This window comes from Actinoalloteichus sp. GBA129-24, from assembly GCF_001941645.1.
GTDB lineage: Bacteria > Actinomycetota > Actinomycetes > Mycobacteriales > Pseudonocardiaceae > Actinoalloteichus_A > Actinoalloteichus_A fjordicus.
This window is the reverse complement of record NZ_CP016077.1, coordinates 5,014,778-5,031,618: the sequence shown is the minus strand read 5'-3', so window position 1 is coordinate 5,031,618 and position 16,841 is coordinate 5,014,778. Positions and strand designations below refer to the sequence as shown.

The window sequence follows — 16,841 nt, the reverse complement described above, 5'->3', positions numbered from 1 at the left end:
GACAGACGGTACTCAGGATAATGCCCGCTTACCTGCGGGAATCGTGCGAGGTTGTGGGGCCTTCCCCGCCCGGTGGCGGGGAAGGGCTCCTCAAAGCGTGTTCAGCGAACAGCCCGGCCGCTCTTGAGTGTGTGTAGCAGCGCGTCGAAGGCCGCCTGGTGCACGACGAGCGTGCCGCCGTCACGGTTCTTGGTGTCGCGGATGCCGACGAGGCCGGGAGCGTGACCGATCTCGACGCACTGGCCGCCGTTGCCGCTGCGGCTGCTGGTTCGCCAGTGCTTCAAGCGTGCCAATGCCGTCTCCTTCCACTCTCAGCGGGATGCGTGTTCACCATGAATCGTAGTCACGAGCCGCAGTGAGTCCTGCGTCGGTAGAGCGAGACTCCGAAGCTCATCGAACATGAAGTTCAGGGCCGCTACGTCGGCTGCCTCATCGATGACATGCCCGCCCAGCGGGTTGTCCGCGAAGCCGACGTCGGGGTCGGTCGGCTCAGCGAACGACAGCACGGTGAACCCGCCAGTCATGCTCGGATGGGTGCCTGCTTCATAGGTCAAGACCTGGACGATCACGTTCGGCAGCTTGCTCAGCGCGATCAGATGATCGAGCTGCTCCGCCATGACGTCGGCACTGCCGACGCGGCGGTGTAGTGCGGCCTCAGCGACGACGGCTCGGAGCTCTAGTGGCGGCTCCGCTGTCAGCCGTTGTTGTCGTGCCATCCGCGCCGCAACACGCTTGTCGATGTCGGCAGGGTCGGTGATGTGCCGACCGGTCGAGTGGATCTCCCGAGCGTAAGCCTCAGTTTGGAGCAGCCCTGGGACAAGTTCGATCTCGAAGTTCCGCACTTCTGACGCTGCCTGTTCGAGACCGACATAGGGCTTGAACCAATCAGGTAGGCGGTACGTCGACCACCATCCGCGCTTTGCGCCTTCGCGTCGGAGCTCTTCGAGCTGACCCCGGACATCCTCAGGCGCTCCGTAGTAGTCCAGTAGGGCGCTCAGCTCGACCTTCTTGATTCCGGAGCGGCCAGTCTCCCAGTTGCGGATCTTTCCTTCCGAACAGTCCAACTGGTCGGCAGCGTCTTGGACGCTGCGGTGCGCCGCAGTTCGCACCTCCGTGAGCAACGACCCGAGCCTTCGTCGGCGAGCTGTGGGACCAAGCGACATCTGCATCTCCTGCGCGGTTCCTGATGTGTCAGGTGACCCTATCGCCAACACCGACCACACAAGTCACCCAAAAGAGTCATCGTAAATCCTACATGTAACTTGTACGCTCACTTCCTACGGCTCGCGGAGGTTGGGTTGAGACTGGCACGCGGAAGACGGTGGAGATGCCCCTCGAACGATCACCACTCGGGCATCGCAGGGCACTGTTCCGCAGCCCGAGGCTCTGATGCATCTGCCACGGCTCTGCGGCGGTCGTCTAGGAAGCCACCGATCGTTGGCACTGGAGGCAAGCGGGAGTCATCACTGCCTGCGGCTCTTGGCGCGCGGTCGTAGTCAACACAACGAAAAGCACTGGGAGAAGAGGGAGCGCTGGGCCGACTGGCCGGTCGGCCCAGCCCCTCACAATGGAGAGGAGCGAAGGAATGGCCTTCGCATCACACTCCGTGGCGATCCTAGCCATGGAGTACCCGAGCAATCAGGGCAGCCAGGTCTTGCTCGTCCTGATGGGCGCCGGCTTGGCGCTTCTGGTAATCGCCGTGTGTGATATCGCCTCCCGGTGGCGTGTGCGGCATCCCCGGCGCCGCCCGCCGTCACGTCGAGATTGGGCGCGGATTCGCGAGGCGGAGTGCCGATCACGGGCTACCGGGTCGTGGACCGTGGACCGGTCGGTGCTGACCGGTGGGGTTCCGCAGCGCGCCGCCGCTGTCGCCTCCGAGGCGGTGGTCTTGTGACGGCGGTGGAGGCACCGGACTGGCCGGTGGACGAGTCGGAGCAGCCGGTTCCGACGGTTGTTCGGTGGGTGGGTCGGTTTCGGCGGATCGAGCATCGGCGTGATCCGGATTATCGGGATTCGGCGGTGTCGATATGCGGGTGTGCGGTCGAGCCCGCCGAGGAGTACAGCAGGTTCCCGTCGTGCCGCACGTGCTTCCCGACGGGAGCGGGGTCGTGAACGGGCTGGCGTGGTTCGTTCAGTCGGTGCGGATGGGGGATACCCACCTGGCCGATGCCGACTGGGACGGCGGTCGCGTCCGGCCGGTCTGTGCCCCTGCGGCGTTGTTCGTTCCGATGAACCGGAATCCGCTGGTCGACCTCTACTACGAGGATCAGCCGTGTACTGACTGTCTGGCGGATGTCGGCGTGCCTGGGCACCTCGCCCGCCCGCCGTTGGCGGTTGTCCGGTGAGCGGGTGGCCGTGGTTCACGCAGGACACCGTTCCGGAAGCGGGGTTGTGTCTGGATCGGCAGCTGATCGTCGGTCTGGTTCCGGTGTGCGGGGCGTGTCTGGGCGAGTCGCTGTCATCCGAGGAGATACCCGCACCAGGCGGTGCCGGTCTCTGAACTCCCGTCCCGCGCGGAGCACGCCGCGCGGGACGGGTGGCCCGATCCACTCCCGGCGCGGGATACCGCGTAGGTCGGGTCACGAGGTGGTGCGGGCGGTATACGACCGCCCGCACCACCGCCCCTCGGGTTCATCGAAGAAAGGAACGTTATGAGTGGTGTCGTCCGCATCGGTACGTTCAACTACGAGAACGGCGGGTTGCGGGAGGACGGCCGTATCGAGCTTGGTCCGTTGATCGAGACGATTGCTCGACATCCGGTGGATGTGTTGATGCTCGGGGAGTGTCCTCAGTACCGCCGTGACGGGGAGCGGCCTTTGTGGGAGGCGACCAACCGACTGTCGGAACTCCTCGGCGGCTCGGCTCGTTATCTGCCGTTCTATTCTCAGCGCGTCGGACGGAAGAACCACTCGATGCTGTTGGTGAGTTCGGATGTCGTGGAGCCCGTGCAGTGGCACGACCCGATGGTGGCCGACACCGGTTACTCCGTGGCCGGATTCCTCCGTGCTCGGGTGCTCGGCGTGCCGATGTGGTTGTCGTCGATCCACTGGCCCGGCGGCGCCGGCCGGGCCGAGTTCGACCGGCAGGCCGCGATCTTGACCGAGCGGTCGGTGAAGCCCACGATCATCGCCGGGGACTTCAACGCCACCAGCTCGTGGGAGAAGGACATCCGCCCGGCCGACTGGGGCGCCGCGCATCTCGAGCGCGGATCGTGGTGGAAGCCGCTGCAGAAGGGCCGTTACGACACCACGTCCGGGCGGTGGGTCGTCGACACCGCCCAGCTTGACTACTTGCGCCACGACCTGCAGTTCCGGGACTTCGGCGAGCTGGCCGACGATCCGACACCCACGACGCACGAGCAGAACTGTTCGATGCGCATCGACCGGATCATGGCCTCCTACGCCACTCCCGGCGCGCTCGTGCCCGGCTCGTATCAGGTGCACCGGCCGTCGGATGCCGAGGCCGTCTCCGACCACGACTACGTGACGGCGGCCTGGGACCTCGCCCCGACTCGCACCGCCCAACCCCGTACCGACGCCGATCAACTGACCGGCGCGGGCACCGGCTGATCCGACTCCCCGCAGACGGCACCGCGCGCGACACGGTGGTGTCTTCGGGGCGGCCGGTCGATCACCGACCCCCGACGGGATCGGCCGGTCATCAGGGGTGGCACGGGCGCGCGATACCAGCCCGCGCGTCCGTGCCACCTCGTACCGAACAGGTCCGTTTCACCATCGAGGAGTGACCATGGGCACGGCCAACCGACGACGCAGGCGGCAACGACGGTGGCGCACCACCGCCACCACCCCCCGAGGTGACGCCGAACGCCAGGTCAGGATCGCCCACGCCCTCACGCTGCCTGCGCAGCTCACCGGAACGACCCCCGCCCCGGTCGGTGCCAGCCCCACGAGCCTGACCCGACGACTCGATGACGCCACGAACTACCTCGATCGCCTGCTCGCCAGCACCAGGGCTGCGGCCGGTGAGCGGTGAACAGACTGACGGACGCCGATCGGATGTGGCGACTGCTGTTCCAACTCACCACCCTCCTCGAAGACGGCGTGGCGGCGACGCTGTCGGATGCCGACCTCTCCGTCACCGAGTACATGATCCTGTCCTCAGTGGACCGAGAGTTCGGCCGCTGCTCGCTGGGGCTCCTGCGCTTCTCCGTCCCCGTACCCGAGAACACCCTGACCGCCACAGTGCGCGCACTGCAGGACAAGGGCCTCCTCCTCACCGATCCCGACCACCAGGACTGCGCGCTCACCCTCAACGGCAGAGACCGCACCCGGTCCGTGCAACGCCCGATCCGCAGCTTCCTCGCCCAACGCATCGGACACCTGCCCGACGACGAACGCCGACTCTTCATCGCCCTCGCGACCCGCATCCGCGAGACACCGACCAGCAACCCCGGAGGACTCCCACCGTGACCCGCGTCGACCTCCCCTCTGCACTCCAGCACACTCAGAACACCGCCACCGCCACCGCCCGTGCCGCCGCCACCGAGATCATCAGCACACTGGCCCCCATCGCCGCCGGGATCGACGGACCGGTCTCCCTGGTCGGCACGCCGACGTTGCGCCGTTATGAACAGGCCACCGGAGCACTCGCAGTACTTCGCACGCTGTGCGGCGACGTCGCCACGGTCGGGGAGGTGCAGTAAAGAGAGAGGCAATCAAACCTGATGAAACGGCGTTCCACCGAGAAAGGGGATCGCCGAATTGGCCACGCCTTTTTCTTTCAACTGCCTGATTCCTTGTCACTCGATTGGATCATTCTCCTGTCGGGTGTTCGCATGGCAAGGTGGCCAGGGCGAGATTTCCCTTTCTCGCCTCGAATGTGATTTCGATCGACTGGAATGGAGAAATCATGTCACCCGATGTTCTTCCACTGGGCCTGGCGCGCGCGGCTTCGCCGAGTGGTGCGACTCCGGTACTTCCTGTCCTCTCTTACGACCCGGTCCGGCAGATCAGCCTCACCGGGGAGGGGCTCGCGGCGATCGACGACCCGGCGGTCATGCGCTCCTCCACCCCGTGCGACACCAAGCATGACAACCAGTGGTTCGTCGACCAGGACGACTGAGGATTCCGCCGAGATGCCTGACTCCGTACTCGTGATCACCAGGGTCGGCGACATCACCGCTGATCTCGTCATCCGACAGCTCGACGAACGGGGCGTTCCGGTACACCGCTTCGATCTCGCGGACCTGCGTGCCGGATCGCTTCGGGTGACCGCCGAGCTTGCCGGCACGGGCCGACGGTGGATCGGCAGTCTTCAGGATGGGCACCGCGATACCGATCTCTCTTCGGTGAGCGCGGCGTGGTGGCGCAAGCCGAGCGACTATGGCAGCCGCGACGGCACGGAGCAGGCATGGATGACCGCCGAGGCTGAATTCGGCCTCGGCGGTCTCCTCGCGGCGCTGCCTGACGTGAGGTGGATCAACCATCCACACCGCAACCGTCTGGCCGACGACAAGCCCCGCCAGTTGAGCCTTGCGGCTAAGGCCGGACTCGCCGTGCCCGCCACGCTGATCACCAACGACCCTGTTGCGGCTCGAATCTTTGTTGCACGCCAGACGAACGGAGCCGTCTACAAGCCCTTGCGTGGAGGACCTCGCACTCCAGAAGGCGACCGCCTCCTGCTGCACACCGAACTCGTCACTGTGGACCAGATCAACGACGGGGTGCGGACGACCACTCACCTGTTCCAGGAACGGGTGCCCTGTGCCTTCTCGGTGCGGGTGACCTCCATCGGTGACCGCGTCTTCGCAGTGCGCATCGACACCCAGGATTCCGAGATCCTGGACTGGCGCGCTGACCACGATCGGCTGTCCTACTCGCCGATCGAGATACCCGCCGAGGCTGCCGCCGGCCTCGCGGCACTCAACCGCGAACTCGGCCTGGTCTACTCGGCTTCCGACTGGATCGTCACCCCCGACGGCACGTGGACGTTTCTGGAGAACAACCCCAACGGTCAGTGGGCCTGGCTCGAACAACACACCGGGTTGCCTCTCACGTCGGCACTGGTCGACGCACTCACCATTCGAAGGACGACTACGTGACCCACACCGATACCGACCTACGACAGAAACTCGTCGCCGATCTGACCGCCGCAGGGCACCTCATCGAGCCCGCGTGGCAGACCGCCTTCCGCAGCGTGCCACGCGATGCCTTCGTCACCGACTTCTCCGTGGCCCGTCCCGGCTCGGCCACCCTCACCCCGGTCGCGGCCGACGACCCCGACAGGCTTGCCCACATCTACAGCGACACCACACTGATCACCGAGTTCGACTCCGACGGCAGCCCGATCTCCAGCAGCACCGCCCCCGGACTGATGGCCCTCATGCTCCACGCTCTGGACATCCACGATGGCCACCGAGTCCTGGAGATCGGCACCGGAACCGGCTACAACGCCGCCCTCCTCAGCCACCGGCTCGGCGACCAACGGGTGTTCTCCGTCGACGTCGACCCCGGCCTGGTCGCCACGGCCCGACGTCGACTCGCCGCGCTCGGCCTCACCCCCGTGCTCGCCGCCGGAGACGGGGCTGCGGGCCTTCCCGACCATGCCCCATTCGACCGACTGATCACCACGTGCGGCCTCGACCACATCCCCACCGCCTGGCTGAACCAAGTCCGCCCCGGCGGGATGATCTTGATCAACCTCGGCTTCGTCCTGGCCCGCCTCACCGTGCACGCCGACGGCACCGCCGACGGACCGATCCTGCCGCAGCAGGCCGGGTTCATGTCCCGACGCCCGTCACCCGACGCGCCCGCCGTCCCGAAACAGAACGCCACCACGATCACCGCCGCGCCGACGTCGACGGCCACACTGCCGCCTGCCCTGGACCTCCCGGACGGACGGGCTCTGCTCTCCGTCTCGCGCCCAGGACTGCACCGCGCCTCACGGCGCGACCAGCAAGGACGCCTCGTCCACCTGCTCACCGACACCGCCGACGGAACGCAATGCCAGGCCGCCGAACGCGACGACGGCACGGTAGAGGTGACCGGCGATCAGGCGCTCTGGGCCGAGATCACCGCCTTCCTCGAACGCTGGGACTACCAAGGGCGCCCCGCACCGGAACGTCACCGAGTTCACGTGCGGTCTGACGGAACCCACTGCCTCCTCGAGCCCTCCTGACTCGGAGCAGACGCGACCACCGTGCCCCCGTGTTCTTCACGGGGCGCACCGATCTCTCCTGCGGCCAGCACCCTGACACCGGCGATACGGCACCATGGCGTCGAACACGAACAGTAAGGAGTCGAGCATTGTCGGTCGCCGAGGTGATCGCCCAACTCCGCCAGGCGTACGCCCTGATCACCGAAGCCCGCCAGGCCACCCGCCAGGCCGACGCCGCGATCACCGACGGCGCGGACGTGTTCGCCGCCGCCACCCTCGGCTCGACACAGCCCGAGGTCGAGCAGATCAACCACCTCGCCGCCCGGTCCGCCGAGGAGGTCCGCGCCGCACACGCTCTCCTCGGCGGCGCGCAGGAGATCGTCGACGGCTACTGCCACCACCTCGCCGGACACGGCATCGGCGAGGGCGGACCGCCGGTCTCGGTCTCACCGTCCACCGACGACACGACCACCCGACCGCCGCCGGCCACCGGACCACCGCCGACGGCCGACGAGCACACCGACCCGCAGATCCGCTACGCCGAGGAAATCGCCGAACTCCGACGGCGGGGGGCGGCGGTCAAGCCTCACGACGTCGTGCGAGCGGAACGCCTCGACGACGGACGGATCACCTGGATCGAAAGGGGTGACGAGGACGGCGGGCTAGACCACATCCTCTCGCCGAAACGTATCCGAGATTTCGAAGGGGTACGCATCCCGCGAGAGAAGATTCAGGACCTGCTCTTCGTCGCCATTCGGAACGGTACCGTGGTCGGGCACTGTGGAACGGACCGGCCGGTGTATGAGGTGGAGTACCTCGGCGAGCGACGCCGGGTGGCGGTCAGTACCACTTCAGAGTGGAAGATATACGGTGCGAACCCAGTCTCCCGTAAGCAAAAGATCCGCCGTGCTCTGCATCGAAAGTGAGCTGAGATGACCGTTGACGTCGCCATCCTCGTAGGATGGCAGGAAAATTACTTTTACTACGATAACGGGGACGAGGAGGACACGCTCAACCACACCACCGAAGATGCTACGGAATTTCTTGACCTCAACGCAGACCTGGTCCGGGACCTCGAAGCCTGGGATGCGGAGTACCAGGCGACCTATGACCCCGTGGAATATCATAATTCCGGTTTCGCCACCCCCGAGGCCAAGCGTGACTGGATCGAGCGGGGCAAGGAGTTGGCGGCGCGACTGAAGCGGGAGTCTCCGATGGTCGCCAGCGTGGACTACCTGGCAAACGGCAGCATCCCGGAGGGCACCTGTGTCTTCTAGAGCCATGTCCACGCGTGGACGGTTTCTAGGTCGTCCTGGTGCTCTCCGCCTTGGCACTGGCAGGATGCGCCCCGTCCTCGGCCGAAGGCTCGGGGATGCGGGTCAGCAGCACGCCCGACCTGGTGTCGACTGCGGTGATCGAGGGCGCCCGGCCCGAGCATTTGACGCGGACCGCCTACGCGGTGCTGCTCGCCTGCGGACGCGCCGAGCGACGCCTCACCGATCTCGCCGAGGAGGTCCGCAGCGACCCCGCCGACACCCTTGACGGCGCACTCGGCCTCGGAGCGCACGGTCTGATCACCCTCTCCCGATCGAGGCGACGACATGCGGCTGTCACTCCCACCGGCGATCGACTGCGCCGCGACTGCATCACCGCCATCGTCGCCACGATCTCCATCCCCTACGACATCCCGCCCTTCGCCCTGCCCGACGACCCCGCGAGCCCCTTCACCGGTCTCGACCGCGTGCTCACCGCGACGGCCCGGAACCCGCCGGAGAACCCGTGACGCCGCCGCTCACGACCCCCGTCCACGCCCAGGCCGCCGCCGGAGCACACGCCGCGCTCCGCACAGTGTGCGGCGACGTCGCCACGGTCAGGGAGGTCAACTAGTCACCTGGAACAGCGGTTCGATCCGGAATGTCGAATGTGTTCTGTCGTCTCCCGTATTCGAGTTCGTCAATGCTCGGTTGCCCTCACCTGAACAGACTCTTTGTGCGAATCGAGACCGTCCGCAATGATGGGGCGCTGACGACCCGGTATGGTCCTCGGTCTCGCCTACCTCGGAGGTAGCGCCATGCATTCCCTGATGGCCAGTCGATTTCTCAAGAATTACCGTCCTCGACGACCTGCCCGGCACGGACGATGAGGCCCCATGCAACAACGGATCGAGTGGCATGACATTCCCGCCGAGGTCCGGGCCGCGATCGAGGCTCGCACTGGGCCGATCACCTGCGTCCGCATCCCCTCCGGTGGCAGCAACTCCGCGATTGCCGCCCTGCTCGACAGCGACGGAGGGCGAGTCTTCGTCAAGGGCGTCCGCCACGCCCACCCCGGCATCACCGCTCACCGACGTGAAGCCGCCGTCACCCCGCACGTCGCGAAGGTCGCGCCCGCGCTGCGGTGGCGGCTGCCCGATACGGGAGGGTGGGACGTGCTGGGCCTGGACGCCCTCGACGCGCGGCACGCCGACTACCGACCGGACTCGACCGACCTGCCCGCCGTCGTGGAACTCCTTCAGACGGTCGGCGAGATCCCCTGCCCACCGCAGGAGACAGCCGTCACCGATGCCGTCCGGCGATGGGGGCCGTACCTCCCGGACGGTGCCGAGATCGCCCTGCTGGCCGGGGATGCGTTGCTGCACACCGACTACAACCCGGAGAACGTGCTGATCGGCGCGGACGGAACTGCACGGCTGATCGACTGGGCCTGGGCCGCGCGCGGGGCACCCTGGATCGACCCGTGCTGCCTGCTGCTCCGGATGATCACCACCGGTCACAGCCCCGCCTCGGCAGAACACTGGGTGGGCCGCGCTCCCGCCTGGCACACCGCCACACCACGTGACCTCGACGCCTTCGCCGTCGCCTCCACACGTCTGTGGCAGGAGATCGCCGACCAGGACCACCACCGGGCCTGGACGCGAGACATGGCCCGCGCTGCCCACACCTGGTCGCAAGCACGCACAGCACGCCGCCACGCCTGACAGCGTCCCGACGAACTGACGAGAACTCATTCGACCACGAGGCGCTGTTCCGTCACCATGGTCGAACACACACAGTGAGGAGTCGAGCATTGTCGGTCACCGAGGTGATCGCCCAGCTACGCCAGGCACACGCCCTGATCACCCAAGCACGCCAGGCCGCCCTCCAAGCTGACGCCGCGATCACCGACGGCGCGGACGTTTTCGCCGCCGCCACCCTCGGCTCGACACAGCCCGAGGTCGACCAGATCAACCATCTTGCAGCCCGGTCCGCCGAGGAGGTCCGCGCCGCACACGCTCTCCTCGGCGGAGCACAGGAGATCATCGACGGCTACTGCCACGACATCGCCGGACACGGGATCGGCGTCGCAGGCGGGCCGCTGCTGGCGGCACCGGCCACCGATGACACGGCTACTCGGCCGCCGCCGCCCACCGGACCGCCGACGACGGTCGACGAGCACACCGACCCACAGATCCGCTACGCCGACGAGATCGCCGAACTCCGACGACGGGGTGCAGCGGTCAAACCTCACGACGTCGTGCGAGCGGAACGCCTCGACGACGGACGGATCATCTGGATCGAGAACGGCGACGACGATAGCGGGCGAAATCACATCTTCTTGCCGGACCGTGTCCGGAACTTCGAAGAGGTGCACATCCCACGAGAGGAGATCGAGGGCTTGCTCTTTGCAGCCATCCGGAGCGGTACCGTGGTCGGGCACTGCGGAAGAGACCGGCCAGTGTATGAAGTGGAATACCTCGGCGAGCGACGCCGCGTCGCGATCAACACCACCGCAGAGGGGAAGATCTACGGTGCGAACCCCATCTCCCGTAGACGAAAGCTTCGCCGTGACCTGCATCGGAAGTGAGTTGAGATGACTGTGGACGTGACCATCCTCGTCGGATGGAAAGAGGACTACTTCTATTACCGAACCGGGTACGAGGGGGATACGCTCAGCCACGACATCGAGGAGGCCACGGAGTTCCTTGACCTCAATGCAGACCTCGTTCGGGACCTCGAAGCCTGGGACGCGGAATACCAGGCGACCTACAACCCCGTGAGATTCAATGAGTCTGGTTTCGCCACTCCCGACGCCAAGCGTGACTGGATCGAGCGAGGCAAGGAACTGTCGGCGCGGCTCAAGCGCGAGTCTCCGTTGGTTTCCAGCGTCAACTACCTCGCAAACGGCAGCATCCCGAGGGGCACCTGCGTCTTCTAGAGCCGTGTCCTCGCGTAGGCGATTACTGGTCGTCCTGGGGTTCTCCGCCTTGGCGCTGGCGGGATGCGCCCCGTCCTCGGCCGAAGGCTCGGGGATGCGGGTCAGCAGCACGCCCGACCTGGTATCGCCTGCAACGACCGAGGACCCGCCGGTGAGCGCGTGCTTCGTCTGGGGTCGTGGTCCTGAGGTGGTCGCGGTCGACGAGGCGTTGCAGTCGTTGAGCCTGAGGTCGACGGGTGTGCCGGTCCGGTGGTGGATGCGGCCCTGCTGATGAGCGAGGTCGGCCAGGCGGTCACCGACCGAAAGATCCGTGATCCCACCCGGACGTGGCCGGGATCGCGGACAGGTCCGCCGAGACGAGCGCAGCTCCATCGTGTACCCGAGGGCTGCGTCCTCGGGTACACGATGGACGTCGTGCTCCTCGGCAGGCGACCCCCGACGGGGTCGGAGGTCCTCATCGCTAGCGGCAACCAGGCGAGCAGTGTGGAACACCCCCACGGGCGCGGGTGGGGAGAACGGCCGAGCCAGCCGGCTCGCGCACACCTAGGTGGGTGAACCCCCACGAGTGTGGGGAGGCCCAGGGGTGACCGAGTTCCTCGGAGCCCGATGGCGGTGCACCCCCACGGGGATGTGAGGAGGACGCGGTCGGCCCTGCAACGAGCGCGTCAGCCCGGAGCACCTCCACTGTCGTGGGGAGAGCGGACTCGTCCGTATACCCCACGGGCGTGAGGCGGTGGCGACGGCGGCGACCTCAACCACCGCGATCGTCGCCGTCGAGTCTGGCAGAGCAGATCCTCGGCGTGTTCGGCCCCCCGCCGCACCACCGGATCCCTCTCGGCAGCCAGTCTCGGCAGCCCGGACGGCCTGCGTGTTCAGGCTGCGCAGCCCGGCGGTGATCAGCAGCAGACAGACCGATGCTGCCAGCGGATTCGGTGCCCGCAGCGCCCGTTCTCGTCCCGGGGGCGGCTCGATCAGCGGCACGACGCCGCTGCCCAGCGCGGTCCCGATTCGAACTCCACCAGCGCGCGCCGACAGGTGGGATGTCAGCGGGCGAGGGCCGCTTGGCGGTGCGGCACACCACGCACCTCGCCTGTCGCTCGCAGTCGCGCGCCTCGGCGGCACGCGGCGCCGGTCGAAGGCCGCAGGGATCAGGGTGTGGTGGGGAGCGGGCGTTCGGAGCTCACGGTGCTGATGCGCTGCCGGATTGCGACAAACAGTGCGGGATTCTGCCTGCGGGTGGAGTAATCGGTCCGGTCGTAGCGCAGTTTCCAGGGTGCCGGTGTGGTCCGGGCTCTTCATTCGCAGGATGCCCAGATTCGTAACGGCCTTTGCTGTCCAAGAATTTCGGTCCACAATATCGTGTGTCGGCCGTGTGCCCGGTGGGGGCCGGAAGGGCTGGGTTGATCGCATGGACGTCGTTCTCGTGCGTGTGCGCACAGATCTGGATTTTGACGCCGAGGAACTGGACTCGCTGACCCGCGAACTGCACACAGACCTGCTTGAACTGGACGAGGTAGCGGCAGTAGAGCAGGTGGCTGCGTCGGAGTCGGCCGCAGGGGCAAAGGGGTTGGGGGCATCGCCGGGATGCCGGCGGTGCGGGTGCCGGCCACCGCCGTACTGCGCAAGCTGGTGGATGCCGCGCGCCGGTGGGCTGCCCGGGACACGGCGCGTTCGGTGGAAATCAGCTTCGGCGACCACGTTCTCCAGGTGTAGGGGATTTCGGCCGAACGGCAGGAGCAGCTGATCGATGTCTGGCTTCGACGCCACCATTCCGATTCCTGAACTGCCCAGCGGGCCACGCTCCGCACTGGTGGTGGGAACCACCGCCTACCAGGATCCCGCGCTGCCGCCGTTGCAGTCGCCGGCTGTCGACGTCCGGGAACTGACGTCGGTGCTGGCGGATCCGCGAATCGGCGGGTTCAGGGTGAAGAGTCTGGACGATCCCCCTGTGCAAGAACTGCGGGAGCGCCTCGAGAACTTTCTGCACGACCGTGAGCCTCAGGAGCTGGTACTGGTGTACCTGTCCGGCCACGGGGTGCGGGACCTGCGCGGGCGGCTGTTCTACGCCGCCAAGGACACGCGGAAGAACAGGCTGGCGTCAACCGGGGTCGAGGACGAGTGGTTGCGGCGCCTGCTCCAGGAGTGTCGATCCCGGCAGAAGGTGCTGATCTTGGACTGCTGCTTCTCCGGTGCCTTCATCAGTGGTGCGAAAGCAGGCGTGGACGAGTTACCGCTCGGGCTGGGAGCGGCGGACGCCGGGCGTGGGCTGGCGATCCTGACCGCCTCCCGGGCCGGGGAGTACGCCTTCGAAGGCGATTCCTCGGCGGCTGTCGACGACGGCAGCGCCTTGCCTTCGGTGTTCACCGCCGGGCTCGTCCACGGGCTGGCCACCGGGGCCGCCGACACCGATCACGACGGGCTGGTGTCGGTCGACGACGCCTACGAGCACGCCCGCGGCCATGTGCAGGACAGGAACGGGGAGCAGAACCCGCAGCGGTCGCTGATCAGCGGGGAGGGCCGCATCTGGCTGGCGCGCAACCCTTTCGGCGGCCGGGGCGCCTCCACGCTGCCACCGGAGCGGGCGCGGATCGGATTGCAGCCCTCGGGGCCCGGCACGTGGGTCCAGCCGCCTCCCGCCCCCGGGCCGGGTATCGCGGTGGCTGCTCGGGCCGATGGCCCGCAGTCACCGCTCGACCTGGCGGCCGATCGCCTGGCGGCGGCGATGTCACTACAGAGAACGAAGACCGCGACACAACGGTTGCTTTACTCTCCGGCGCCGATTCCGGTCCGGTGGCGCAGGTCGGTCGCCCGAGGGGTGGCCGTGCCGATCGCGGCGGCGCTCGGAGACGCCCGGCGGGCGACCCGATTCGAACCGCTGCCCGGCGTGACCGCGGCGGACGCCACCTCTTCCGCAGCGGGCGGCATACCCGAACTCTTCGCTGTCTACGCGGGGTTGCGATCGGGGCGGGTGATCGTCCTCGGCGGTCCGGGCAGGGGCAAGTCCGACACGGCGACCCTGACCGTGCTGGAAGCCCTGAAGCACCGGGCGGCACTCGACGTCGCCGACCGGGTCCGGGTTCCCGTGCCCGTGCTACTCAGCGTCGAAGGCTGGGACCCGGCGCGCCAGCGACTGAGCGACTGGCTGGCCGTCCGGCTCGCCGCAGACCACCGTTTCCTGCGGTCGAACGTCTACGGTCGGGACGCCGCCGTTCGGCTGGTAGAGGAGGGGCGCATCGCCCTGTTCCTCGACGGCTTCGACGAGTTGACGCTCGGGTTACGCACCGCCGTCCTCCACCAGATCGACCAGCACGCCACCCACCGGGTAATGATCTTCTCCCGCACCGAGTACTACGCGGAGACGGTACGTGCCTGCGGCCCCCTGAACGGGGCCGCCGCCCTGGAACTGCTGCCGGTGAGCGGGGACGACGCGGCCGCGTTCCTCGCACACTGCCAGGTTGAACCAGCCCCCGAGCCCTGGCATCGGCTGATCGTTCACCTGGGTGCGGAGCCGGACGGGCCGCTCGCCAACGCCCTGGACTCACCGCTCACCCTGACGCTCGTCCGCGACGGCTTCCGGCAGGACCCCGCAGGCGTGCAAGAACTACTCGAACCGGGCCGATTCGCGACCCGCGATGAGATCGTTGCTCATCTCCTCGACCGGCTGGTGGACATCACCTATCGCGATGTCTCGGGGAAGGTACCGAGCACCGACCAGCCGGAGCCGGCCCGGCGGTGGCTGTGCTATCTGGCCGCCGGTCTCGACGATCGGCGCTCCTCCGCCCTGGACTGGCGGCTCCTGCACCAGTGGGCGCCTCGGCTACCCCGGATCGCCGCCTTCGGCGCCCTCGGCATGCTCGCCGCCGCCCTCTGCGGCGTGGCGCTCTTCAATCCTGCGGTCCACTACAGGGTGCATGGCCGGAACGATCTGGCCTTCGGGGTCCCCTACCTCGGCCTACTCGGCCTACTGTTCGGCCTCGCGGCGGGAGCCGTCAACGAGTTCCGCGCCTCCAGCGAGCGACGTTTCACGCCCTCCGGCGAGACACGGCCACGCCGGACCAACCCGACAATCGGACTCGTCGTCGGCCTCGCTGTCACCCCCACAGTCGCCAACCTGAGCAACTACTGGTTCGGCCTGCTCGCCGGGCTGGCGGCTGGTGGCACCGCCGCCGTCACTGCCGTCCCGGTCCGCGGGCTTCCGAACGGAACCGGCTGGTGGGCGTCCTTGCGGGTGCGGTTCGCGTTGGTCGCCGGTGGTGCCGCCGGGCTGCCCGTCGGACTGGCCTTCTGGTACGAGCGTTCCCTCGCCGACGGGCTGTGGGCGGGATGTGTGAGCACCCTCGCGATCGGGCTTCTAGTCGGCGCCACCCGTCCGTCGCCCCGCGCGAGAAGCCTCATCGACCCGGCGACGGCCTGGCGGGAGGACCTCCGGCGAGCGGCCGTCCTCGCAGTGGGGCCCGGCCTGTGCCTCGGACTGGCCTGGGGTTTCGACGGCAATCTGGACGGCCTGCGCCTTCCGGCGGTCGTCCTCGGCATCGCCCTGCTCGTCAGCCTTGCCTGCATGGCCGCCGTCTCCGACAGTTGTCGAACGACCCTGGTCTTCCTCCAGCTGAGCCGCCGCGGCCTGCTCCCGGCCCGAGGCATGCGCTTTCTCGCGAAGGCCTACCGCCACCGGCTTCTCCGGGCGGAAGGGCCCGTGTACCAGTTTCGTCATGCCCTGTTGCAGAAGAAGCTGGCACAGGAGTGGCGCGAATCCTTGCGGCTACTCCCACGTCAGTGAGGAGCCGGATGACCGCCGTCGAGGAGGCCAAGGCGCTGAGCCATCCGCTCCGGCTGCGCATCCTCCGGCTTGCGCTGGACACTCCGAAGACCAACCGGGAGCTGGCGGAGAGTCTGGACGTGAGTCCCGGCACCACCCTGCATCATGTCCGGCTGCTCACCGAACACGGCTTCCTGGAGTCCACCGGGGTTCGCCGAGGCACGCGCGGCTCGCGTGAGGTGCCCTATCTGTCGACGGGCAAGAGCTGGGTCCTCGATTTCAGCGACGGCGACGCGCACCTGCCGAGTCCGATGACGGCGGCCTCCTATGCCGAGTACCAGGAGGCCCCGGCGGCGGATCGGTTCGGCGAGGCGCGGCTCGCTCTCCGGCTGACCGAGCCCGACCTGGCCGAGATGCGCCTGCGCATCGCGGCGCTCGTGGACGAGTTTCGGACCCGGCGGGCCGGCCCGGAGGGTGCGCCGTACGCGTTGTCCTGGGCTGTCCATCGGCGGTCCGACTCCGGACCACCGACGCCCTGATCGCCCCGGGAACGGCGAGGGCGAGGGCGATCGTGGTGGGCCGCAGCCGGGGTCGTCGTCGGACGGGCCGAGCCCCGAGGACCGTCAGCCCGGCGGAGCCAGCGGACCGAGGCGAGCACACGCAACGGGACGTGGTCGGCGGACAGCGTTGCCGGGCCTCGGCCGGAGATCAGTTCGGCGGGAGACGGCAGCCCGCCACGGCAGGCGGACACCGGAGCCCTCGATCGGTTCGGCCG

19 protein-coding genes are annotated in these 16,841 nt (G+C 67.8%); 17 read left to right on the top strand and 2 right to left on the bottom strand.

The window, feature by feature from the left end:
* Window positions 1-101: 101 nt before the first annotated feature.
* Together UA75_RS21500 and UA75_RS21495 are read right to left on the bottom strand one after the other, a co-directional pair.
* A complete protein-coding gene (locus UA75_RS21500; protein ID WP_075741800.1) occupies window positions 102-293 on the bottom strand; it encodes a DUF397 domain-containing protein in 192 nt (63 codons plus the stop codon).
* Window positions 294-311: 18 nt separating this feature from the next.
* Window positions 312-1,163 (bottom strand): helix-turn-helix domain-containing protein, encoded by an 852-nt coding sequence (locus tag UA75_RS21495; RefSeq protein ID WP_198044191.1) that lies wholly within the window; start codon window positions 1,161-1,163, stop codon window positions 312-314.
* 945 nt (window positions 1,164-2,108) lie between these two features.
* On the opposite strand from UA75_RS21495, the gene UA75_RS21485 reads away from it, so the two are divergent.
* From UA75_RS21485 to UA75_RS33295, 17 genes are all read left to right on the top strand, one after another.
* The gene (locus tag UA75_RS21485) at window positions 2,109-2,345 is read left to right on the top strand and encodes a hypothetical protein (RefSeq protein ID WP_157434351.1); all 237 of its coding nucleotides are present in this window, start codon (window positions 2,109-2,111) and stop codon (window positions 2,343-2,345) included.
* 306 nt (window positions 2,346-2,651) lie between these two features.
* Window positions 2,652-3,569, top strand: coding sequence for an endonuclease/exonuclease/phosphatase family protein (locus UA75_RS21480; RefSeq protein ID WP_075741796.1), 918 nt, complete (start codon window positions 2,652-2,654; stop codon window positions 3,567-3,569).
* A 178-nt stretch (window positions 3,570-3,747) separates the two neighbouring features.
* Window positions 3,748-3,993, top strand: a complete 246-nt coding sequence (locus tag UA75_RS21475) for a hypothetical protein (protein WP_075741795.1) — start codon at window positions 3,748-3,750, stop codon at window positions 3,991-3,993.
* Window positions 3,990-4,430, top strand: coding sequence for a MarR family winged helix-turn-helix transcriptional regulator (locus UA75_RS21470; RefSeq protein WP_075741794.1), 441 nt, complete (start codon window positions 3,990-3,992; stop codon window positions 4,428-4,430). Before UA75_RS21475 ends, UA75_RS21470 begins: the two co-directional genes overlap by 4 nt.
* Window positions 4,427-4,663, top strand: coding sequence for a hypothetical protein (locus UA75_RS21465; protein WP_075741793.1), 237 nt, complete (start codon window positions 4,427-4,429; stop codon window positions 4,661-4,663). Before UA75_RS21470 ends, UA75_RS21465 begins: the two co-directional genes overlap by 4 nt.
* Window positions 4,664-4,869: 206 nt before the next feature.
* A complete protein-coding gene (locus UA75_RS34060; protein WP_075741792.1) occupies window positions 4,870-5,082 on the top strand; it encodes a hypothetical protein in 213 nt (70 codons plus the stop codon).
* Window positions 5,048-6,061 carry an ATP-grasp ribosomal peptide maturase gene (tgmB, locus tag UA75_RS21455; RefSeq protein WP_318533339.1) on the top strand — a complete coding sequence of 338 codons (1,014 nt, stop codon included), beginning with the start codon at window positions 5,048-5,050 and terminating at the stop codon, window positions 6,059-6,061. The genes UA75_RS34060 and tgmB overlap by 35 nt, the downstream gene beginning before the upstream one ends.
* A complete protein-coding gene (locus UA75_RS21450; RefSeq protein ID WP_075741790.1) occupies window positions 6,058-7,137 on the top strand; it encodes a methyltransferase domain-containing protein in 1,080 nt (359 codons plus the stop codon). Before tgmB ends, UA75_RS21450 begins: the two co-directional genes overlap by 4 nt.
* Window positions 7,138-7,265: 128 nt before the next feature.
* The gene (locus UA75_RS32085) at window positions 7,266-8,042 is read left to right on the top strand and encodes a hypothetical protein (RefSeq protein ID WP_083683433.1); all 777 of its coding nucleotides are present in this window, start codon (window positions 7,266-7,268) and stop codon (window positions 8,040-8,042) included.
* A 6-nt stretch (window positions 8,043-8,048) separates the two neighbouring features.
* The gene (locus UA75_RS21440) at window positions 8,049-8,393 is read left to right on the top strand and encodes a hypothetical protein (protein ID WP_075741789.1); all 345 of its coding nucleotides are present in this window, start codon (window positions 8,049-8,051) and stop codon (window positions 8,391-8,393) included.
* Between the two features lie 38 nt (window positions 8,394-8,431).
* Window positions 8,432-8,899 (top strand): hypothetical protein, encoded by a 468-nt coding sequence (locus tag UA75_RS21435; protein ID WP_157434349.1) that lies wholly within the window; start codon window positions 8,432-8,434, stop codon window positions 8,897-8,899.
* A gap of 366 nt (window positions 8,900-9,265) precedes the next feature.
* Window positions 9,266-10,093 (top strand): hypothetical protein, encoded by an 828-nt coding sequence (locus UA75_RS21430; RefSeq protein WP_075741787.1) that lies wholly within the window; start codon window positions 9,266-9,268, stop codon window positions 10,091-10,093.
* A gap of 89 nt (window positions 10,094-10,182) precedes the next feature.
* Entirely contained in the window at window positions 10,183-10,959 is a 777-nt protein-coding gene (locus tag UA75_RS32080; protein ID WP_083683432.1) for a hypothetical protein, read from the top strand.
* 6 nt (window positions 10,960-10,965) lie between these two features.
* On the top strand, window positions 10,966-11,310 hold the full coding sequence (locus UA75_RS21420) for a hypothetical protein (RefSeq protein WP_157434348.1): 345 nt from the start codon (window positions 10,966-10,968) through the stop codon (window positions 11,308-11,310).
* 4 nt (window positions 11,311-11,314) lie between these two features.
* Window positions 11,315-11,581, top strand: coding sequence for a hypothetical protein (locus UA75_RS33300; protein WP_157434347.1), 267 nt, complete (start codon window positions 11,315-11,317; stop codon window positions 11,579-11,581).
* 1,476 nt (window positions 11,582-13,057) lie between these two features.
* Window positions 13,058-16,087, top strand: a complete 3,030-nt coding sequence (locus tag UA75_RS21415) for a caspase family protein (RefSeq protein ID WP_075741785.1) — start codon at window positions 13,058-13,060, stop codon at window positions 16,085-16,087.
* An 8-nt stretch (window positions 16,088-16,095) separates the two neighbouring features.
* Window positions 16,096-16,605: a helix-turn-helix domain-containing protein gene (locus tag UA75_RS33295; RefSeq protein WP_075741784.1), complete on the top strand. Its 510-nt coding sequence runs from the start codon at window positions 16,096-16,098 to the stop codon at window positions 16,603-16,605.
* The last annotated feature ends 236 nt before the right edge of the window (window positions 16,606-16,841 follow it).

Excerpts from the sequence above, each read along its gene's own strand:
- UA75_RS21495 (WP_198044191.1), bottom strand. The coding sequence starts at position 1,163 with ATGTCGCTTGGTCCCACAGCTCGCCGACGAAGGCTCGGGTCGTTGCTC.
- UA75_RS21480 (WP_075741796.1), top strand. The coding sequence starts at position 2,652 with ATGAGTGGTGTCGTCCGCATCGGTACGTTCAACTACGAGAACGGCGGG.
- UA75_RS21475 (WP_075741795.1), top strand. The coding sequence starts at position 3,748 with ATGGGCACGGCCAACCGACGACGCAGGCGGCAACGACGGTGGCGCACC.
- UA75_RS34060 (WP_075741792.1), top strand. The coding sequence starts at position 4,870 with ATGTCACCCGATGTTCTTCCACTGGGCCTGGCGCGCGCGGCTTCGCCG.
- tgmB (WP_318533339.1), top strand. The coding sequence starts at position 5,048 with ATGACAACCAGTGGTTCGTCGACCAGGACGACTGAGGATTCCGCCGAG.
- UA75_RS21440 (WP_075741789.1), top strand. The coding sequence starts at position 8,049 with ATGACCGTTGACGTCGCCATCCTCGTAGGATGGCAGGAAAATTACTTT.
- UA75_RS21430 (WP_075741787.1), top strand. The coding sequence starts at position 9,266 with ATGCAACAACGGATCGAGTGGCATGACATTCCCGCCGAGGTCCGGGCC.
- UA75_RS21420 (WP_157434348.1), top strand. The coding sequence starts at position 10,966 with ATGACTGTGGACGTGACCATCCTCGTCGGATGGAAAGAGGACTACTTC.
- UA75_RS21415 (WP_075741785.1), top strand. The coding sequence starts at position 13,058 with ATGTCTGGCTTCGACGCCACCATTCCGATTCCTGAACTGCCCAGCGGG.
- UA75_RS33295 (WP_075741784.1), top strand. The coding sequence starts at position 16,096 with ATGACCGCCGTCGAGGAGGCCAAGGCGCTGAGCCATCCGCTCCGGCTG.